Raw genomic sequence first — 16,754 nt, forward strand, 5'->3', positions numbered from 1 at the left:
GGAAGCATTCCTTATCGGCGCTTGGGTGAAGGGAGGAGGGGCGAAATCTCCCACGGTCTGTACTGCGCGAACAGTCAGAAGCGGATCTAGTCCCTCCTCCTCCCTTCAAGTCCTACCATACAAGCGGGCTTGCCCGCGATGGCGTCCGGTCCGTCACCGCCTGTATCACGAGCAAGCCCACTTCCCCACATTCTGGCCCGGCCATGGATCATCCCGATGAGCGCCATCGTTCAAGGTGTGCGTCACGCTTCCTTGAGGCACTTCAACGCACTGAAATCCTGCCGCACCTTGCCCAGTCGGTCCTGCAACCGCTGGCGCTGCTCGGGTGAGCTGTCCTTGAGCAAGTCGACCACCAGGCTACGCGCCTGGGTTTCGGTCTGCTCGAACGCCTGACGGTATGCAGGCGTCCAGAGGCTGTCCTTGTGTTGCAGCAGTTGCGCCATCCGTGATGCGAAGCCGGGTGCCTGACGCTGCTCGACGGCTGACAGCAGCTGTTGCTGCCATTCGGCGCGGTTGGTGATCCAGGCACGGTTCTGATCCCCCAGTGCCTGCGACCACTGCCCCACGCGCTGGCGCTGGGCCGGGCTGAGCGAACCTAGCCAGGGCTTGAGGCGTCTCTCCATGCGCTCGGCGCGTTCTTCAACCTGTCGTGCCAGCGGGGTGTCGACATACTCGGCCCGCCGCTCACGAATGTCCTTGGCGAAGGCCTCGCGCAGCTCACTCACCTGTGCGTCGCTCAAGCCGGCCAGCAACTCGGTGGCTGACGGGGTGATCGCTTCGGCGACCCGCCCGATGGCCTCGCGCGCTTCCTCGGTGCGCTGGCGCAAGGCCGCGTCGGTGACGGCGTCCTGGGCCACCATCGTGCGCACGCGGTCGAGCCAGTGCAGGTAGCCCGGCAACTGGGTCTGGCAGTGCCACGCCAGGTGCTGGTGCAGGCGCTGGTCGAGCCAGGTCTTCTGCTCGCGGTTCATGTCCAGGTAGTCGTTCAGCGACCAGGGCACCAGGACGTCGAGGTTGCGGTAGGCCAGGTCGATGCGGCTGCAGGCTGCCAGGCTCGACAGCACGAGGACGGTCAGCAGCAGCGCGCGCAGGCGGAGCAAGAGATGAGTGAGCATGGGCAACTCCCGGCCAAGGCATGCTCAGGTGTAGACGGGCGCTGGTCGGGACGGTTCCACCACGGTTCGGGCAGTGTCCCCGGTTCGGGTGTAGAATGGCGGCCTTGTCTGGAGGATTTATCGGTTATGGCTCTGCTCGGGCGCTTCAACAGTTTGCAAATCGTGAAACACACGGACTTCGGCCTGTACCTGGACGGTGGCGCCGACGGCGAGATCCTCTTGCCGCGCCGCTACATCCCGAAGGACACCCCGACCGAGGTCGACGACTGGCTGAACGTGTTCATCTACCTCGACAGCGAGGATCAGCTGATCGCCACGACCGAAAAGCCCAGGCTGCAGGTCGGCGGCTTCGCCAGCCTCAAGGTCAAGGACATCAACAACGCCGGCATCTTCCTCGACTGGGGCCTGTCCAAGGACCTGTTGATGCCGTACTCCGAAGAGCAGCGCCCGCTGAAGATCGGCGACTACTGCGTGGTGCATGTCTACCTCGACAAGCGTACCCGGCGCATCACCGCCACGGCGCGGCTGGACCGCTACCTGGACCGCACACCGGCCAACTACACGTCCGGTCAGGCCGTGCGGCTGCTGATCGCCGGCGAGACCCCGATGGGCTTCAAGGCGATCATCGAAGACCGCCACTGGGGCCTGATCCACAAGAACGAGGTGTTCAAGTTCCTGCGCTCGGGCATGCAGGAAAGCGGTTTCATCAAGGAGGTGCGCAGCGACGGCAAGGTGTCGCTGAGCCTGCAGCCGGTCGGTCAGGCGCTGTCCGACGACTTGCAGCAGCAGATCCTGACGCGTCTGGACGAGGCCGGGGGCACGCTCGAGGTGTCCGACAAGAGCGCCCCCGAGGTGATCAGCCGTCTGTTCGGTGTCAGCAAGGGCAACTTCAAGAAAGCCATCGGCGGCTTGTTCAAGCAGGGGCACATCGTCATCCATGACGACCGCATCGAGCGGGCCTGATCAGGCCTGCACGAACGGCGCGAAGTCCAGCTGCTCGCCACCGGGACGGGTGTCGCGCAGCAGGGAGTCGCGGTCGGCGCTCAGCGCCAGGCTGATGGTCGAACGGCGCTTGCCGGCGTTGCGCACTTCCATCTGTTCCTGATGCGCACGGAGGAAATTCACCGGGACTTTCAGGTGTTGCAACGTATCGGTGTCCGGCGTGTGCAACAGCAGGTTGACCCAGTCCGGCTGCCCCTTGCGCAGCAGGGCGACAGGGACTTCGAACCACCACAGCTGGCGCTTGGGGTCGAGGATCGCGAACAGCGTGTTGTCGCGGGTGAGCACCGGGCGCGTCAGCGTTTCGTTGCGACGGGCGATGGCAGAAGGTTTGTCCAGTTTCATGCGGGGTTCCTGCGGCGAAGCGGAAGGGGGCGGAGCGGGTAGGGCGGCCACGTGACGCGGGCGCCGGCCCCGGCGGGGTGCCAGGCGCGCATTGTGCGGCCAGCCACCTCGCCAGACAACCCTGGCCTGCTCAATCGACCCCGACGAAGCCACCGGTCTGATGCTGCCACAGGCGCGCATACAGCCCGCCCTTGGCCAACAGCTCGGCATGGCTGCCGATTTCCACGATCCGGCCCTGTTCCAGTACCACCAGGCGGTCCATCCGCGCGATGGTCGACAGGCGGTGGGCGATGGCGATCACCGTCTTGCCCTGCATCAGCGTTTCGAGGCTTTCCTGAATCGCGGCCTCGACTTCCGAATCCAGCGCCGAGGTGGCTTCGTCCATGATCAGGATCGGGGCATTCTTCAGCAGCACGCGGGCAATCGCGATGCGCTGACGCTGCCCGCCGGACAGCTTCACGCCACGCTCGCCGACATGTGCGTCGAAGCCCATGCGTCCCTCGGCATCGGACAGCAGTGGGATGAACGCGTCGGCCCGTGCGCCACGTACCGCCTCCCATACCTCCTCTTCGCTCGCCTCGGGGCGGCCATAGCGCAGGTTCTCGCGGATCGAGCGGTGCAGCAGCGAGGTGTCCTGGGTGATCATGCCGATCTGCGCGCGCAGGCTGGCCTGGCTGACGTGGGCGATGTCCTGGTCGTCGATCAGGATGCGCCCGCCGTCCAGGTCGTACAGGCGCAGCAGCAGGTTGACCAGGGTCGACTTGCCGGCGCCCGACGGGCCGATCAGGCCGATCTTTTCCCCTGGCCGGATCTGCAGGTCCAGCCCGTCGATCACCTTGTTGCCTTGGCCGTAGTGGAAGGCCACGTGCTCGAAACGCAACCCGCCGTGACGCACCTGCAGCGGTGGCGCATCGGGCCGGTCTGTCACCGTCACCGGCTGGGCGATGGTGCGCAGGCCGTCCTGGACCATGCCGATGTTCTCGAAGATGCCGTTGACCACCCACATGATCCAGCCGGACATGTTGACGATGCGGATCACCAGGCCGGTCGCCAGGGCGATGGCGCCGACGCTGATCAGCGAGCGGCTCCACAGCCACAGCGCCAGGCCGGTGGTGAGCACCACCAGCAGGCCGTTGAGCGTGGTGATGACCACGTCCATGCTGGTGATCACCCGCGAGGCCAGCTGGGTCTTTTCGGTCTGCTCGCGGATCGCCTCGCGCGCGTACTGGCGCTCGTGGTCGGTGTGTGCGAACAGCTTGAGGGTGGTGATGTTGGTGTAGCCATCGACGATGCGCCCCATCAACCGCGAGCGGGCATCGGAGGAGTCCACCGAACGCGCCTTGACCCGTGGCACGAAGTGCATCAACGCAGCGATGTACAAGACGATCCAGGCCAGCAGCGGCAGCATCAGGCGCCAGTCGGCCTCAGCGAACAGCACCAGCGCGCTCATCGCATAGACCAGCACGTGCCACAGCGCGTCCACCGCCTGCACCGCCGAATCACGCAGCGAGTTGCCGGTCTGCATGATGCGCTGGGCGATGCGGCCGGCGAAGTCGTTCTGGAAGAAGTTCAAGCTTTGCTTGAGCACATAGGTGTGGTTCTGCCAGCGGATCAGGCTGGTCATGCCCGGGTTGATGGTCTGGTGCACCAGCAGGTCGTGCAGGCCGAAGAAGATCGGCCGCAACAGCAGCACCACCACCAGCATCCAGGTCAGCTCGCCGGCATGGGCGCTGAAGAAATTGGGGTCAGGGGTGCCCTGGGCCAGGTCGATGATGCGGCTGAGGAAGCTGAACATCGCCACCTCGATCAACGAGGCCACCAGCCCGACCACCAGCAGGGCGACGAAGCTGGGCCAGACCTGGCGCAGGTAATAGAAGTAGAACGGCAATACCTTGCCGGGCGGCGCCTCGGTGGGCGCCTCGCGGAAGATATCGATCAATTGCTCGAAACGGCGATACAGCTTGGACATCTGGGCTCCTGTTCAGCGCGACCGAGGTCGTTCACGTCCGTGTGACATCCCGGTTCAGTCGAGGCGCTTGGCCGACGTGATCAGGATGGGATCCTTGGGTACGTCACGCATGCCTTTCTGCAGGCCTGTGGGGGCGTGGACGATCTGGTCGACCACCTCCATGCCCTTGGTCACCTTGCCGAATACGGCGTAACCCGCATCCCGACCCGGGTCGAGGAAGGCATTGTCAGCGACGTTGATGAAGAACTGGCTGGTGGCCGAGTTCGGGTTGGCAGTACGCGCCATGGCCAGGGTGCCACGGGTGTTGTGCAGCCCGTTGCTGGCCTCGTTGCGGATCGGGTCGCGAGTCGGCTTCTGCTCCATCTGGGTGGTGAAGCCGCCGCCCTGGACCATGAAGCCCGGGATCACGCGGTGGAAGATCGTCTGGTCGTAGAAACCGCTGTCGACGTAGGCCAGGAAGTTCTTGGTGCTGACCGGGGCCTTGACGGCGTCCAGTTCGATTTCGATGGTGCCCAGGCTGGTGGTCAGCTGGACGTGCGGCTGTGCGTCGGAGGCCAGGACCTGGGTGGCGAAGGCGAGTGAGCAGGCGGCCAGGAAAAGGGGTTTCAACATGGGCTCAAGGGTCCTTGAGAGGTGGATACGAAGACTGCGCTTGCCGGACGGACCGGGACAAGCACGACGGTGACGCGGGTAGGGTGCCGCGAAACGCCGGCTGCCGCCAGTCACCCGTGGCGCGGGGTCAGGCTGCCAGGGCGTCAAGCTGTGACGCGATGTAACTGACTCGGCGTGTCCTCACTGTCGGACCCTGTCAGCGGGAAGGCGTTCCGAATGGCAGGTCTGTCACGCCTGCGTGGGCGCCACGAAAGGCTCGTCCAGCGGTGCGGTGTCGAACCGGTGCAGCAGGTCGATGAGAATCTGCGTGGCCGGGCCCAGGGCCTTGTCCTTGCTGGCATACAGGTAGAACAGCGGATGGCGGCTGCCGCCCTGATCCAGCGGTAGCGGCTTGAGCAGGCCGTCGCGCAGTTCGCGTTCGATCATGTGTCGAGGCAGCCAGGCGAACCCCAAGCCACTGCCGACGAAGGTCGCCGCCGTACCGAGGCTGCCCACCGTCCAGCGATGCTCGGCGCCGAGCCAGCCGACGTCACGGGGTTGCGCGCGCCCGGAGTCTCGAATCACCACCTGCAGCTGGCTTTCCAGGTCCTGGAAGGTGAGCTGGCGGGCTTGCCGGTGCAAGGCATGCTGTGGGTGCGCGACCGCCACGAACTCGACGGCGCTCAGTTCAGTGCCCAGGTAGCCCTGCAGGTTGAGGCTGCTGATGGCCAGGTCGGCGATGCCGTCCTTGAGCACCTCTTCGACACCGGACAGCACCTCTTCGCGCAGGCGGACCCGGCAGCCCCGGCTCTGCGGCACGAAGGCCGCCAGGGCCCGTACCAGCCGTGCGCTGGGGTAGGCGGCGTCGACCACCAGGCGCACTTCGGCTTCCCAGCCTTGTTCCATGTGATGGGCCAGGTCCTCGAGCTGACTGGCCTGTTTGACCAGTTGCCGCGAGCGCCGCAGCAGCATGTCACCGGCCTCGGTGAGCACGGCCTTGCGCCCGTCGATGCGCAGCAAGGGGACCCCGAGTTGAGCCTGCATGCGCGCCACCGTGTAGCTGACCGAGGACTGGGAGCGGTGCAAGGCCTCGGCAGCCTGGGCGAATCCGCCGTGATCGACCACGGCCTGTAGGGTTCGCCACTGATCCAGGGTGACGCGAGGCGCTTTCATGCAGAGCTCCTGAAGGCGTTGAAAGAACGGGTTTATCGATAGATTGACCCGAACTTTTGCGCTTTTTTATCGATAGGTCAATCGCTAATCTGCGCCCATCGAATCGGTAACCCTCATTTTCGGAGTCTTCCATGTCCCATGCCTTGATCATCGAAAGCAGCGCCCGCCAGCAGGACTCGGTGTCTCGCCAGCTCACCCGCGATTTCATCGCCCACTGGCAGGCTGCGCACCCTCAGGATGTACCGACGGTGCGTGATCTGGCGGTCACGCCAGTGCCGCACATGGCCATGGATCTGCTGGGCGGCTGGATGAAGCCTGAGGACCAGCACAGCGCCGAAGAGCATCAGGCGCTGGCGCGGTCGAACGAATTGATCGATGAGCTGCTGCAGGCCGATGTGCTGGTGATGGCCGCGCCCATGTACAACTTCGCCATCCCCAGCACCCTGAAGGCCTGGCTGGACCATGTGCTGCGTGCCGGCGTGACCTTCCGGTACACCGCCAACGGCCCGGAAGGCTTGCTCACGGGCAAGCGGGCGATCGTGCTGACGGCGCGTGGCGGGCTGCACGCGGGTGCTGCCAGCGACCATCAGGAACCCTACCTGCGCCAGGTGCTGGGATTCATCGGCATCACAGATGTCGCTTTCGTCCACGCCGAAGGCCTGAACATGGGTGGCGACCATCAGGAGAAAGGCCTGAGCCAGGCCAAGGCGCAGATGGCCGCGCTGGTTTGAGGCTGACCAAGGCCGCAGAGGTGTGAGGGGCAAGCCAACAGGTTCGATACCGTGTTGGCTTCATCGCTGGCAAGCCAGCTCCCACAGGAAGTCGCTCAGGCGCACGCCTCTTGGCAGGCTGCGCTTGTGCGTGTGGGAGCTGGCTTGCCAGCGATGAAGCCCACGCGGTGTCGAGCTTTTCATGCGTGTACTCGAGCCACAGCGAATCGCTGAGCGAGCGGCAAGATCCGCGCCTGGTGGTTTGCAGACAGCTAATACGTCGCCCTCCAACCCATGTCTTCGTCACCCAAACAAACGTGTCAAATTCGGCAAGATCAACAACAGGGTCGTGGCGAACAGGATGAGGCCTGCTTGGCGGACTTTCGAATCTCTGAACATGGCGGACTGCCTTCTTTTTGTTATTCCTGGTAGATCGTGGCTTTCCTTCTCGTACAGTGGGACGTGACAGCACCCCGGCTGTTTCCACGGCCTGTCTTTCTTACAGGGTATATAACCCACTGTTGGGTCAGCGCGATGATCGCTTGAGAACGCTTTGTTCTAACCTTATGGCAACTTATACGCGAACAGCAGGGCATGTTCGCTGAACGCGCTGGCATACCTGCACTAGACACGGGTGATCCCCGAACATGCGAGCGACCCGACGAACGCCACTGGTCAGCTGGCTCCCCCTTGCTTGTACGCGGCTTTCGCGGCACGCTCTACGGGCCCATCCACCCCATGTCGTTCAGGATTAACCCTATGTCGCTACGCCTCTGCATCCTGGAAACCGATGTCCTGCGGCCTGAGTTGATTGCGCAGTACGAAGGCTACGGAAAGATGTTCGAACAGCTGTTCGCGCGCCAGCCGATCGCCGCCGAGTTTCAGGTGTACAACGTGATGAACGGGCACTACCCGGACGATGATGCGGCGTTCGACGCCTACCTGGTGACCGGCAGCAAGGCCGACTCGTTCGGCGACGACCCCTGGATCCAGACGCTCAAGGCCTACCTGCTGACACTGTACGTGCGGGGCGAAAAACTGCTGGGGGTGTGCTTCGGCCATCAGTTGCTGGCGCTGGTCCTGGGCGGGCAGGCCGAACGCGCGCCGCAAGGGTGGGGCGTCGGGGTACACCGCTACACGCTGGAGGCGCACGCACCGGGGATGGATGAAGCAGTGTCGGAACTGACCCTGCTCATCAGTCACCAGGATCAGGTCACCCGTCTGCCCGAAGGCGCGCAGGTCATCGCCTCCAGTGACTTCTGCCCGTATGCGGCCTACCACATCGGTGATCAGGTGCTGTGTTTCCAGGGGCATCCCGAGTTCGTGCACGACTACTCGAAAGCCTTGCTCGAAGCGCGCCAGCAGCATTTCGACGAAGCGGTCTACGAAAAAGCCATGGCCAGCCTGGCCGAGGCTCATCAGGGCGATCTGGTGGGGTTGTGGATGTTGCGCTTCATCGGCCAGCCGTCTGCCGAGGCGTGCCAGGCAACGCGCTAGGCAGCAGACACACAGCGGCCCCGGCGCCAGCACCCCGATGAAACCTTCATCCGGGATGCTGGCGCCGGGGCCGTCTGGTCTTACAGCTGGGCCTGGCCGGTACGCTCGTACCAGCCGCCACCCAAGGCCTTGTACAGGTTGACCTCACTGGTCAGCTGGGTCAGGCGGTCGGTGATCAGCGACTGCTCGGCGCTGAACAGGTTGCGCTGGGCGTCGAGGAAGGTCAGGTTGCTGTCGATCCCGATCCGGTAGCGCCGCTCGGCCAGGCGGTAGTAGTCCTGGTTCGCAGCGACCAGGTCACGCTGCGCCTGGACCTGATCCTGGAAGGTCTTGCGCGCCGCCAGGCCATCGGACACTTCCTGGAACGCGGTCTGGATGGTCTTCTCGTAGCGGGCCACGTTGATGTCCTTCTGGATCTTGGCGTAGTCCAGGCTGGCCTTGAGGCTACCGGCGGTGAAGATCGGCAGGTTGATCTGCGGCTGGAACAGCCAGGTCCCCGAGCCGCCCTTGAACAGCCCATCGGCGTCGGCACTCAAGGTACCGGCGTTGGCGGTCAGGCTGATGCTCGGGAAGAACGCTGCACGAGCTGCGCCGATGTTGGCGTTGGCGGCCTTGAGCAGGTACTCCGCTTCCTGGATGTCCGGGCGCCGTTGCAGCACGTCCGACGGCAGGCCGGCCGGGACGTCGGCCAGCTTGGTGTCGTCCAGCTTCGGCGGCTCGGGCAGGTCATCCGGCAACCCGGTGCCGAGCAGGACGGTCAGGCTATTGATGTCCTGGGCGACCAGGCGCTGGTACTGGGCCAGCTTGACCTTGGCGGTCTCCACCGAGGTCCGAGCCTGGCTCAGGTCCAGCGCCGACGAGACGCCCACCTCGGTGCTGCGACGAGTCAGCGAATAGCTCTGCTCGAACGCCTTGAGGGTGTCCTGGGTCAGCTTGAGCAGCTCACGGTCGGCCTGCCAGGTGTAGTAGGCGTTGGCCACGCTGGCGACCAGGCTGATCTGCGTCGAGCGCCGTGCCTCTTCGCTGGACAGGTAGGTCTGCAGCGCCTGCTCGGACAGGCTGCGTACCCGACCGAACAAGTCCAGCTCGTAGGCGCTGATGCCCAAGGTGGCCGAATACTGACTGGTAATGCCTGAACGGCCGGTCTGCGACAGATCGCCTGAGACACGCTGGCGCGAGCCGGTGGCATTGGCCGAGACGGTCGGCAGCAGGTCGGCACGCTGGATGCGGTACTGCGCGCGGTAGGCCTCGGTGTTCAAGGCCGCGACCCGCAGGTCGCGGTTGTTCACCAGGGCGGTCTGGATCAGCTGTTGCAGCGCGGGGTCGCGGAACACCTGGCGCCAGCCTTGCTCGGCGGCCGCCACCTCGGCCGACTCGGCCGGGGAGTACTGCGGACCCTGCGGCCATTGCGCCGGCACCGGCGCCTCCGGCGTCTGGTAGTCGGGAATCAGCGAGCAGCCGCCGAGGATCAGGGCGGTGACCGCCAGGGACAACAAAGACTTGGTCATTGCCCAGCCTCATTACGTGAAGTTTCAGGGGTGTCGGGGTGTTTGGGCGTCTTGCTGCCGAACAGCGACGACACGGCGACGAAGAACAGCGGGACCCAGAAGATCGCCAGGACGGTTGCACTGATCATGCCGCCGATCACGCCCGTACCGATCGCGTGCTGGCTGCCGGAGCCGGCGCCGCTGGCGATGGTCAACGGTACCACGCCGAGGATGAACGCCAGAGACGTCATGATGATCGGGCGCAGTCGCATGCGGCAGGCCTCGATGGTCGCGTCGTACAGGCTCTTGCCTTGCTCGTGCAGTTCCTTGGCGAACTCGACGATCAGGATCGCGTTCTTCGCCGCCAGGCCGATGGTGGTCAGCAGGCCGACCAGGAAGTACACGTCGTTGGACAGGCCACGCAGGCTGGTGGCGATCAGTGCCCCGATGATGCCCAGCGGCACGACCAGGACCACGGCGATCGGGATCGACCAGCTTTCGTACAACGCGGCCAGGCAGAGGAACACGAACAGCAGCGACAGGGCGAACAGCGCCGGCATCTGCGAGCCGGACAGCTTTTCCTCGTAGGACATGCCCGTCCAGGCGAAGCCGATGCCGTCCGGCAGTTCGCCGGCGATGCGCTCGACCTCGGCCATGGCGTCACCGGTGCTGTAGCCTGGGGCCGGGGCACCCAGGATCTCGACCGCTTCGACGCCGTTGTAACGGGACAGCTTGGGCGAACCGTAGGTCCACTCGCCACGGGCGAACGAGGAGAACGGCACCATCTCGCCTGCGCCGTTGCGCACGTACCACTTCTGCAGGTCTTCCGGGCTCATGCGCGCATTGGCCTGCCCCTGGATGTAGACCTTCTTCACCCGACCGCGGTCGATGAAATCGTTGACGTAGCTGCCGCCCAGCGCGATCGACAGGGTGTTGTTGATGTCGGCGATGGTCACGCCCAAAGCACTGGCCCGCTCGTCATCGACGATCAACTGGTACTGCGGCTCGTCGTTCAGGCCGTTGGGGCGTACGCCCGCGAGGATCTTGCTCTGGGACGCCTTGGCCAGGAATTGGCCGCGCGCTTCCATGAGTTTCTCGTGGCCCAGCCCGGCGCGGTCCTGCAGGAACACGTCGAAGCCGGTGGCGTTACCCAGCTCCAGCACCGCAGGTGGGGCGAAGGCGAACACCATCGCGTCGCGGAAGCTGAAGAAGTGCTGCTGGGCCCGCTCGGCCAGGCCGAACACGCTGTTCTCGGCCGAACGCTCTTCCCATGGCTTGAGCATGATGAACGCCATGCCCGAACTCTGGCCACGGCCGGCGAAGTTGAAGCCGGTCACGGTGAACACCGACGACACGGTATCGGATTCGTCGCGCAGCAGGTATTCACGCATCTGGTCGACCACCGACTGGGTGCGCTCGGCGCTCGAGCCGGCCGGGGTCTGCACCTGGGCGAACAGGACGCCTTGGTCTTCTTCCGGCAGGAAGGCGGTGGGGATGCGGGTGAACAGCCAGATCATGCCCACCACGATCAACGCATAGGCCAGCAGGAACGGCGCCTTGTGCCGCAGGATACCGCCGACGCTGCGTTCGTAGCCGTTGACGCTGCGGTCGAACTGGCGGTTGAACCAGCCAAAGAAGCCGCCCTTGGCTTCGTGGTGCTGGCCCTTTTTCAGCGGCTTGAGCAGGGTGGCGCACAAGGCCGGGGTGAAGACCAGCGCCACCAGCACCGACAGACCCATCGCCGAGACGATGGTGATCGAGAACTGGCGGTAGATCACCCCGGTGGAACCGCCGAAGAAGGCCATCGGCAACAGGACCGCCGACAGTACCAGTGCGATACCGACCAGGGCGCCCTGGATCTGCCCCATGGAGCGCTTGGTCGCCTCCTTGGGCGGCAGGCCTTCCTCGGACATCACCCGCTCGACGTTCTCCACCACCACGATGGCATCGTCCACCAACAGGCCGATGGCCAGGATCATGGCGAACATGGTCAGGGTGTTGATGTTGAAACCGGCCGCCGCCAGAATGCCGAAGGTGCCCAGCAGGACCACCGGCACGGTCATGGTGGTGATGATGGTGGCACGGAAGTTCTGCAGGAACAGGTACATCACCAGGAACACCAGCACCACGGCCTCGATCAGCGTGTGGATCACGCCGCTGATCGATTCGGTAACCACGGGCGTGGTGTCGTACGGGAACACGGCCTTGACGCCCGCCGGGAAGAACGGCTCCAGGTCGGCGATGGTCTGGCGCAGCGCCTTGGCGGTTTCCAGGGCGTTGGCGCCGGTGGCCAGCTTGACCGCCAGGCCCGAGGCCGGCTTGCCGTTGAACTGTGCACTGACCGCGTAGTTCTCGCCGCCCAGGCCCACCTCGGCGACATCACCCAGACGGACCTGGGCACCGTCGCGATTGACCTTGAGCAGGATGTTCCTGAACTGCTCGGCGGTCTGCAGACGGGTCTTGCCGATGATGGTGGCGTTGAGCTGGGTGCCCGGCACGGCCGGCAGGCCGCCCAACTGACCGGAGGAGACCTGGACGTTCTGTGCGGTGATCGCCGTGCGCACGTCGACCGGGGTCAGCTGGTACTTGTTCAGCTTGGCCGGGTCGAGCCAGATGCGCATGGCGTACTGGGCACCGAAGACCTGGAAGTCACCGACCCCGGAGGTCCGCGAGATCGGGTCCTGCATGTTCGAGACGATGTAGTTGGCCAAGTCTTCCTTGGTCAGGCTGCCGTCCTCGGACACCAGGCCGATCACCATCAGGAAGTTCTTGACCGCCTTGGTCACGCGGATCCCCTGTTGCTGCACTTCTTGCGGCAGCAGTGGGGTCGCCAGGTTTAGCTTGTTCTGCACCTGGACCTGGGCGATGTCCGGGTCGGTACCCTGCTCGAACGTGGCGGTGATGGTCATGCTGCCGTCGGAGTTGCTCTCCGATTGCACGTACCGCAGGTTGTCGATGCCGTTGAGCTGCTGCTCGATGACCTGCACCACGGTGTCCTGCACGGTCTGCGCCGAGGCGCCCGGGTAGGTCACGGAAATGGCGATGGCCGGTGGCGCGATGCTGGGGTACTGGCTGATCGGCAGCTTGAGGATCGACAGGGCGCCGACCAGCATGATCACCAGTGCGATCACCCAGGCGAAGATCGGGCGATCAATGAAGAACTTGGACATGACTTACTCCCCTTTGCCGCCCGCGTCGGCGGCGCCGGCCTGGCCTTGCTCGCCCGGTTGCTTGACGTTGCTGGCTTCGCTGACCTTGACCTCGGCCCCAGGACGCACGTACTGCAAGCCCTCGGTGATCAGGCGATCGCCCGGCTTGAGACCATCCTCGATCAGCCAGTCGTTGCCCAGCGTGCGGCTGGCCTTGAGCGAGCGCTGCTCGACCTTGTTGTCCTGGTTGACCACCATCGCGGTCGCCTGGCCCTTGATGTCGCGGGTCACGCCTTGCTGCGGCGCCAGGATGGCGTTCTGGTTGACGCCCGCGCTCAGGCGCGCATGGACGAACATGCCCGGCAACAGAGTGTGGTCCGGGTTGGGGAACAGCGCGCGCAGGGTCACCGAACCGGTGGTCTCGTCGACCGACACCTCGGAGAACTCCAGACGGCCTTCCTGTGCGTAGACGGTACCGTCTTCCAGGACCAGCTGGACCTTGGCGGCGTTGTCGCCAGCGCGTTGCAACTGACCGTTCTCCAGGTCGCGGCGCAGCTTGAGCAGCTCGGCCGAGGACTGGGTGACGTCGACATAGATCGGGTCGAGCTGCTGGATGGTGGCCATGGCGTTGGTCTGCGCGTTGCTCACCAGCGCGCCTTCGGTGTAGGCCGAGCGCCCGATGCGACCGCTGATCGGCGCCAGCACCTTGGTGTAGCGCAGGTTGATCTGGGCATTCTTGAGCGTGGCCTCGGCCTGCAGCTGCTTGGCGCGCGCATCGTCGTATTCCTGCCGGCTCACGGCCTGCTCGTCGATCAGCTGCTTGTAGCGACCGGCCAGTGAGCGGGTGGCCTGAACATCGGCCTGGGCATTGGCAAGGGTAGCTTCATAGACCGCGGGGTCGATCTGATAGAGCTGCTGCCCGGCCTTGACGTCGCTGCCTTCCTTGAACAGGCGCTTGAGAATGATGCCGTTGACCTGAGGACGGACTTCGGCGACCCGGTAGGCACTGGTACGGCCCGGCAGCTCGGATGTCAGGGTGAAGGGTTGCGCTTTCAGGGTGACGACGCCGACTTGAGGGGCCTGCGCGGGGGGCGCGGCCTCTTCTTTTTTCTGACAACCACCCAGCAGGGTGGCCAGGGCGACGGCGGAAACCAGAGCGGAAACGGCTGGCTTGAGTTGCATGACAGTCCTCGGGTCGCAAGAGCAGGGGGACGCTCAGAAGTGATGAAGTGTGCTGTTGGCAATCGGGCGACCCGGCAAGTACCGCTGGGTCAGCAGCGGTATCACCGAGTGGATAAATAGCTTGCTAATGAATATACTTACATTCATGGTTGTTTGTAAACAGCGCTGGTGCGGCCATTTGCCCGCCTCAGCCGTGATAAACGAGACCGGATGCCGCCTTTCGGGACGAGCCCGGCACGATCGCCCCGCGCTTGCCCAGCGTAGGGGCGCTGATGAGGTTGTACTGCCATGGTTCGTCGTACCAAAGAGGAAGCCCAGGAAACTCGAAACCAGATCCTCGAAGCCGCGGAAAAGGCTTTCTACAACCGCGGCGTCGCCCGCACCACGCTGGCGGAGATCGCCGAGCTGGCGGGCGTGACCCGAGGTGCCATCTATTGGCATTTCGACAACAAGGCCGAACTGATCGAAGCGCTGCTCGAAAGCCTGCGCGAGACACTCGACCCGCTGGCCCGCGCCAGCGAAAGCGAAGACGAACTCGACCCCCTCGGCTGCACGCGGCAACTGCTGGTACGCCTGTTCCGGGAGCTGGTGCAGGATTCGCGCACGCGGCGAATCCACGAGATCCTGCATTACAAGTGCGAATTCACCGACGACATGTGCGAGATTCGTCAGCAGCGGCAGAGTTCGATCGTCGAATGCCATGAGAGTATCTCGTTAGCCGTCACCAATGCCGTACGCCGTGGCCAATTGCCGGATGCCCTGGACACTGACCGCGCCGCGCTCGCGCTGTTCGCTTACATCGACGGGCTGGTCAAGCGCTGGCTGCTGCTGCCGGGCAGCTTCGACCTGCTGGGCGATGCCGAAAAATGGGCCGACACGGGGTTGGACATGTTGCGCTGGAGCCCGGCCCTGCGCAAATGACCTTTTGTGAAGGTGTGTGAAGAAGTGTTTCCCCTGCGGCTAACCACGCCCGCGCAGCGGTCGATCCGGTAGCGCCAGTGCCGCGAGCGTCCCCAGCAGCGAGACGACGGCGCTGCCGATCAGCAGGTGGCGGAACACCCTCGACAGCCCGATGGTCGCTTCGTGACCCTGCGCCTGCAGGCTGCCCAGCAGCAGATTGCCGCCTTCGACCCGCCCCAGGCCGGCCTGCAGCATCAGCGCCAGCAGCGCGCTGGACATGCAGGCCATCCCCACGGCGCCGCCCAGGGACCGGAACAGGTTGGTGGTGCTGGTGACCACGCCCATGTCCTGCTGTGCCACCGTGCTCTGGGCGCCGACCAGTGAGGTGGGAAACTGCAGGCCGCAGGCGATGCCGATCAGCAGCAGGCACAGTGCACTGGGCAGACCGGCCTGAACGGGGGTGAAGGCCAGGCCCAGGATCGCCACTGGCATCAATAGCGCGCCGGTCAGGATCTGTGGCTTGTAACGGCCGGTCCTGGACGTCAGACGCCCACCACTGAACGCCCCGATGGGCAGGCCCATCGCCAGCGGCAGCAGGTGCAACGCGGCGCTGTCGGCGCCCGCGCCGGTGACGCTCTGTATCCGCAGCGGTTCGAGCATGGTCAGGGAGATCGACTGGAAGCTGGCGAAGAACAGCGTGGTCCAGCACAGCACCGCCACCGGGTTGCCGAACAGGTGCAGCGGCATCAGCGGCTGCGCGGTACGACGCTCGTGGGCGACGAACGCGAGCAGGCCGACCAGCGCGGCAGTGGCCAGGCCGACTACGGCCGAGCTGGTCCAGGGATGGCCCTGGCCGACCCAGGTGATGCTCAGCAGCAGGCTGCCCAGGCCCAGCGTCAGCAGGACGGCGCCCGCATAATCCACCCGTGCATCGGGGCGCGTTCGGCCCGACGTGCCCAGCGCACGTTGCAGCGCCCACCAGGCGCACACACCCAGAGGCAGGTTGACCCAGAATACCCAGTGCCATGACAGGTACTCGGTCAGGCCACCCCCCAGGACCGGGCCTGCCACGCTGGCCACGGCATACATGCCACTGAAATAGCCCTGGTAGCGGCCCCGTTCACGCGGCGGCACGAGGTCGCCGACGATCGCCTGACTGACCGAGATCATCCCGCCCGCACCCAGCCCTTGCAGGACCCGCGCGGCGATCAGTTGCGGCATGTCCTGGGCCAGGGCGCAGGCCACTGACGCCAGGGTGAAGACGGCCGTGCCGGTCAGGATCATCCGCCTGCGCCCATACAGGTCGCCCAGCTTGCCGTAGAGAGGGACGGCGATGGTCATGGCGACCATGTAGCCGGAAACCACCCAGGCCAGCAGTCCGACATCGCCGAATTGGGCGGAAATGGCGGGCAACGACACCGCGACGATGGTCTGGTCGAGGGCACCCAGCAAGGTCGCCAGCATCAAGGCGATCAGTGTTCCACGAGGGATGTCTGGTGTGAATGAGGCAGTCATGAGTCGGGCCTGGGTGAAGAACAAGGCATCGCAGGTCAAGCCTGGACGGCCAGGATAGCGTACCTGATTTGATAGCTAACTATGTAATTCCGGCATCCCCTATGCCGGATCTGCATAGGTGC

The 16,754-nt window shown here is 64.8% G+C and carries 13 protein-coding genes; 4 read left to right on the top strand and 9 right to left on the bottom strand.

The features are described from left to right. Positions 1–242: 242 nt before the first annotated feature. Complete coding sequence (locus tag G7007_RS19695; RefSeq protein ID WP_181104478.1) at positions 243–1,115, bottom strand: DUF6279 family lipoprotein; 873 nt, start codon at positions 1,113–1,115, stop codon at positions 243–245. A gap of 126 nt (positions 1,116–1,241) precedes the next feature. Here G7007_RS19695 and G7007_RS19700 point away from each other — a divergent pair, with 126 nt between their 5' ends. Continuing rightward, positions 1,242–2,078: a CvfB family protein gene (locus G7007_RS19700; RefSeq protein WP_181104480.1), complete on the top strand. Its 837-nt coding sequence runs from the start codon at positions 1,242–1,244 to the stop codon at positions 2,076–2,078. On the opposite strand, the gene G7007_RS19705 is transcribed toward G7007_RS19700, so the two are convergent. From G7007_RS19705 to G7007_RS19720, 4 genes are all read right to left on the bottom strand, one after another. Next, positions 2,079–2,459 (bottom strand): hypothetical protein, encoded by a 381-nt coding sequence (locus G7007_RS19705; RefSeq protein WP_060392954.1) that lies wholly within the window; start codon positions 2,457–2,459, stop codon positions 2,079–2,081. 130 nt (positions 2,460–2,589) lie between these two features. Further along, positions 2,590–4,428 carry an ABC transporter ATP-binding protein gene (locus tag G7007_RS19710; protein WP_181104481.1) on the bottom strand — a complete coding sequence of 613 codons (1,839 nt, stop codon included), beginning with the start codon at positions 4,426–4,428 and terminating at the stop codon, positions 2,590–2,592. 54 nt (positions 4,429–4,482) lie between these two features. Next, positions 4,483–5,040, bottom strand: a complete 558-nt coding sequence (locus G7007_RS19715; protein ID WP_181104483.1) for a peptidylprolyl isomerase — start codon at positions 5,038–5,040, stop codon at positions 4,483–4,485. A gap of 228 nt (positions 5,041–5,268) precedes the next feature. Further along, positions 5,269–6,192, bottom strand: coding sequence for a LysR family transcriptional regulator (locus tag G7007_RS19720; RefSeq protein WP_181104484.1), 924 nt, complete (start codon positions 6,190–6,192; stop codon positions 5,269–5,271). Positions 6,193–6,323: 131 nt separating this feature from the next. On the opposite strand from G7007_RS19720, the gene G7007_RS19725 reads away from it, so the two are divergent. Together G7007_RS19725 and G7007_RS19730 are read left to right on the top strand one after the other, a co-directional pair. Next, complete coding sequence (locus G7007_RS19725; protein WP_181104485.1) at positions 6,324–6,923, top strand: FMN-dependent NADH-azoreductase; 600 nt, start codon at positions 6,324–6,326, stop codon at positions 6,921–6,923. Between the two features lie 738 nt (positions 6,924–7,661). Further along, the gene (locus tag G7007_RS19730; protein WP_181104486.1) at positions 7,662–8,399 is read left to right on the top strand and encodes an amidotransferase; all 738 of its coding nucleotides are present in this window, start codon (positions 7,662–7,664) and stop codon (positions 8,397–8,399) included. Positions 8,400–8,479: 80 nt separating this feature from the next. Here the strand turns inward: G7007_RS19730 and adeC are convergent, their stop codons facing one another. From adeC to G7007_RS19745, 3 genes are read right to left on the bottom strand one after another with little or no spacing between them, the layout of a single operon-like run. After that, on the bottom strand, positions 8,480–9,907 hold the full coding sequence (gene adeC / locus G7007_RS19735) for an AdeC/AdeK/OprM family multidrug efflux complex outer membrane factor (RefSeq protein WP_181104487.1): 1,428 nt from the start codon (positions 9,905–9,907) through the stop codon (positions 8,480–8,482). Beyond that, positions 9,904–13,056 (bottom strand): multidrug efflux RND transporter permease subunit TtgB, encoded by a 3,153-nt coding sequence (gene ttgB / locus G7007_RS19740; RefSeq protein WP_181104488.1) that lies wholly within the window; start codon positions 13,054–13,056, stop codon positions 9,904–9,906. The genes adeC and ttgB overlap by 4 nt, the downstream gene beginning before the upstream one ends. Positions 13,057–13,059: 3 nt before the next feature. Then, positions 13,060–14,217: an efflux RND transporter periplasmic adaptor subunit gene (locus tag G7007_RS19745; RefSeq protein WP_181104489.1), complete on the bottom strand. Its 1,158-nt coding sequence runs from the start codon at positions 14,215–14,217 to the stop codon at positions 13,060–13,062. A 288-nt stretch (positions 14,218–14,505) separates the two neighbouring features. Here G7007_RS19745 and G7007_RS19750 point away from each other — a divergent pair, with 288 nt between their 5' ends. After that, the gene (locus G7007_RS19750) at positions 14,506–15,138 is read left to right on the top strand and encodes a TetR family transcriptional regulator (RefSeq protein ID WP_181104490.1); all 633 of its coding nucleotides are present in this window, start codon (positions 14,506–14,508) and stop codon (positions 15,136–15,138) included. 39 nt (positions 15,139–15,177) lie between these two features. Here the strand turns inward: G7007_RS19750 and G7007_RS19755 are convergent, their stop codons facing one another. Continuing rightward, positions 15,178–16,632 carry an MDR family MFS transporter gene (locus G7007_RS19755; protein ID WP_258198624.1) on the bottom strand — a complete coding sequence of 485 codons (1,455 nt, stop codon included), beginning with the start codon at positions 16,630–16,632 and terminating at the stop codon, positions 15,178–15,180. Positions 16,633–16,754: the final 122 nt, after the last annotated feature.

This window comes from Pseudomonas entomophila (assembly GCF_013523125.1).
In the GTDB taxonomy this organism is placed as follows: Bacteria; Pseudomonadota; Gammaproteobacteria; order Pseudomonadales; family Pseudomonadaceae; genus Aquipseudomonas; species Aquipseudomonas entomophila_B.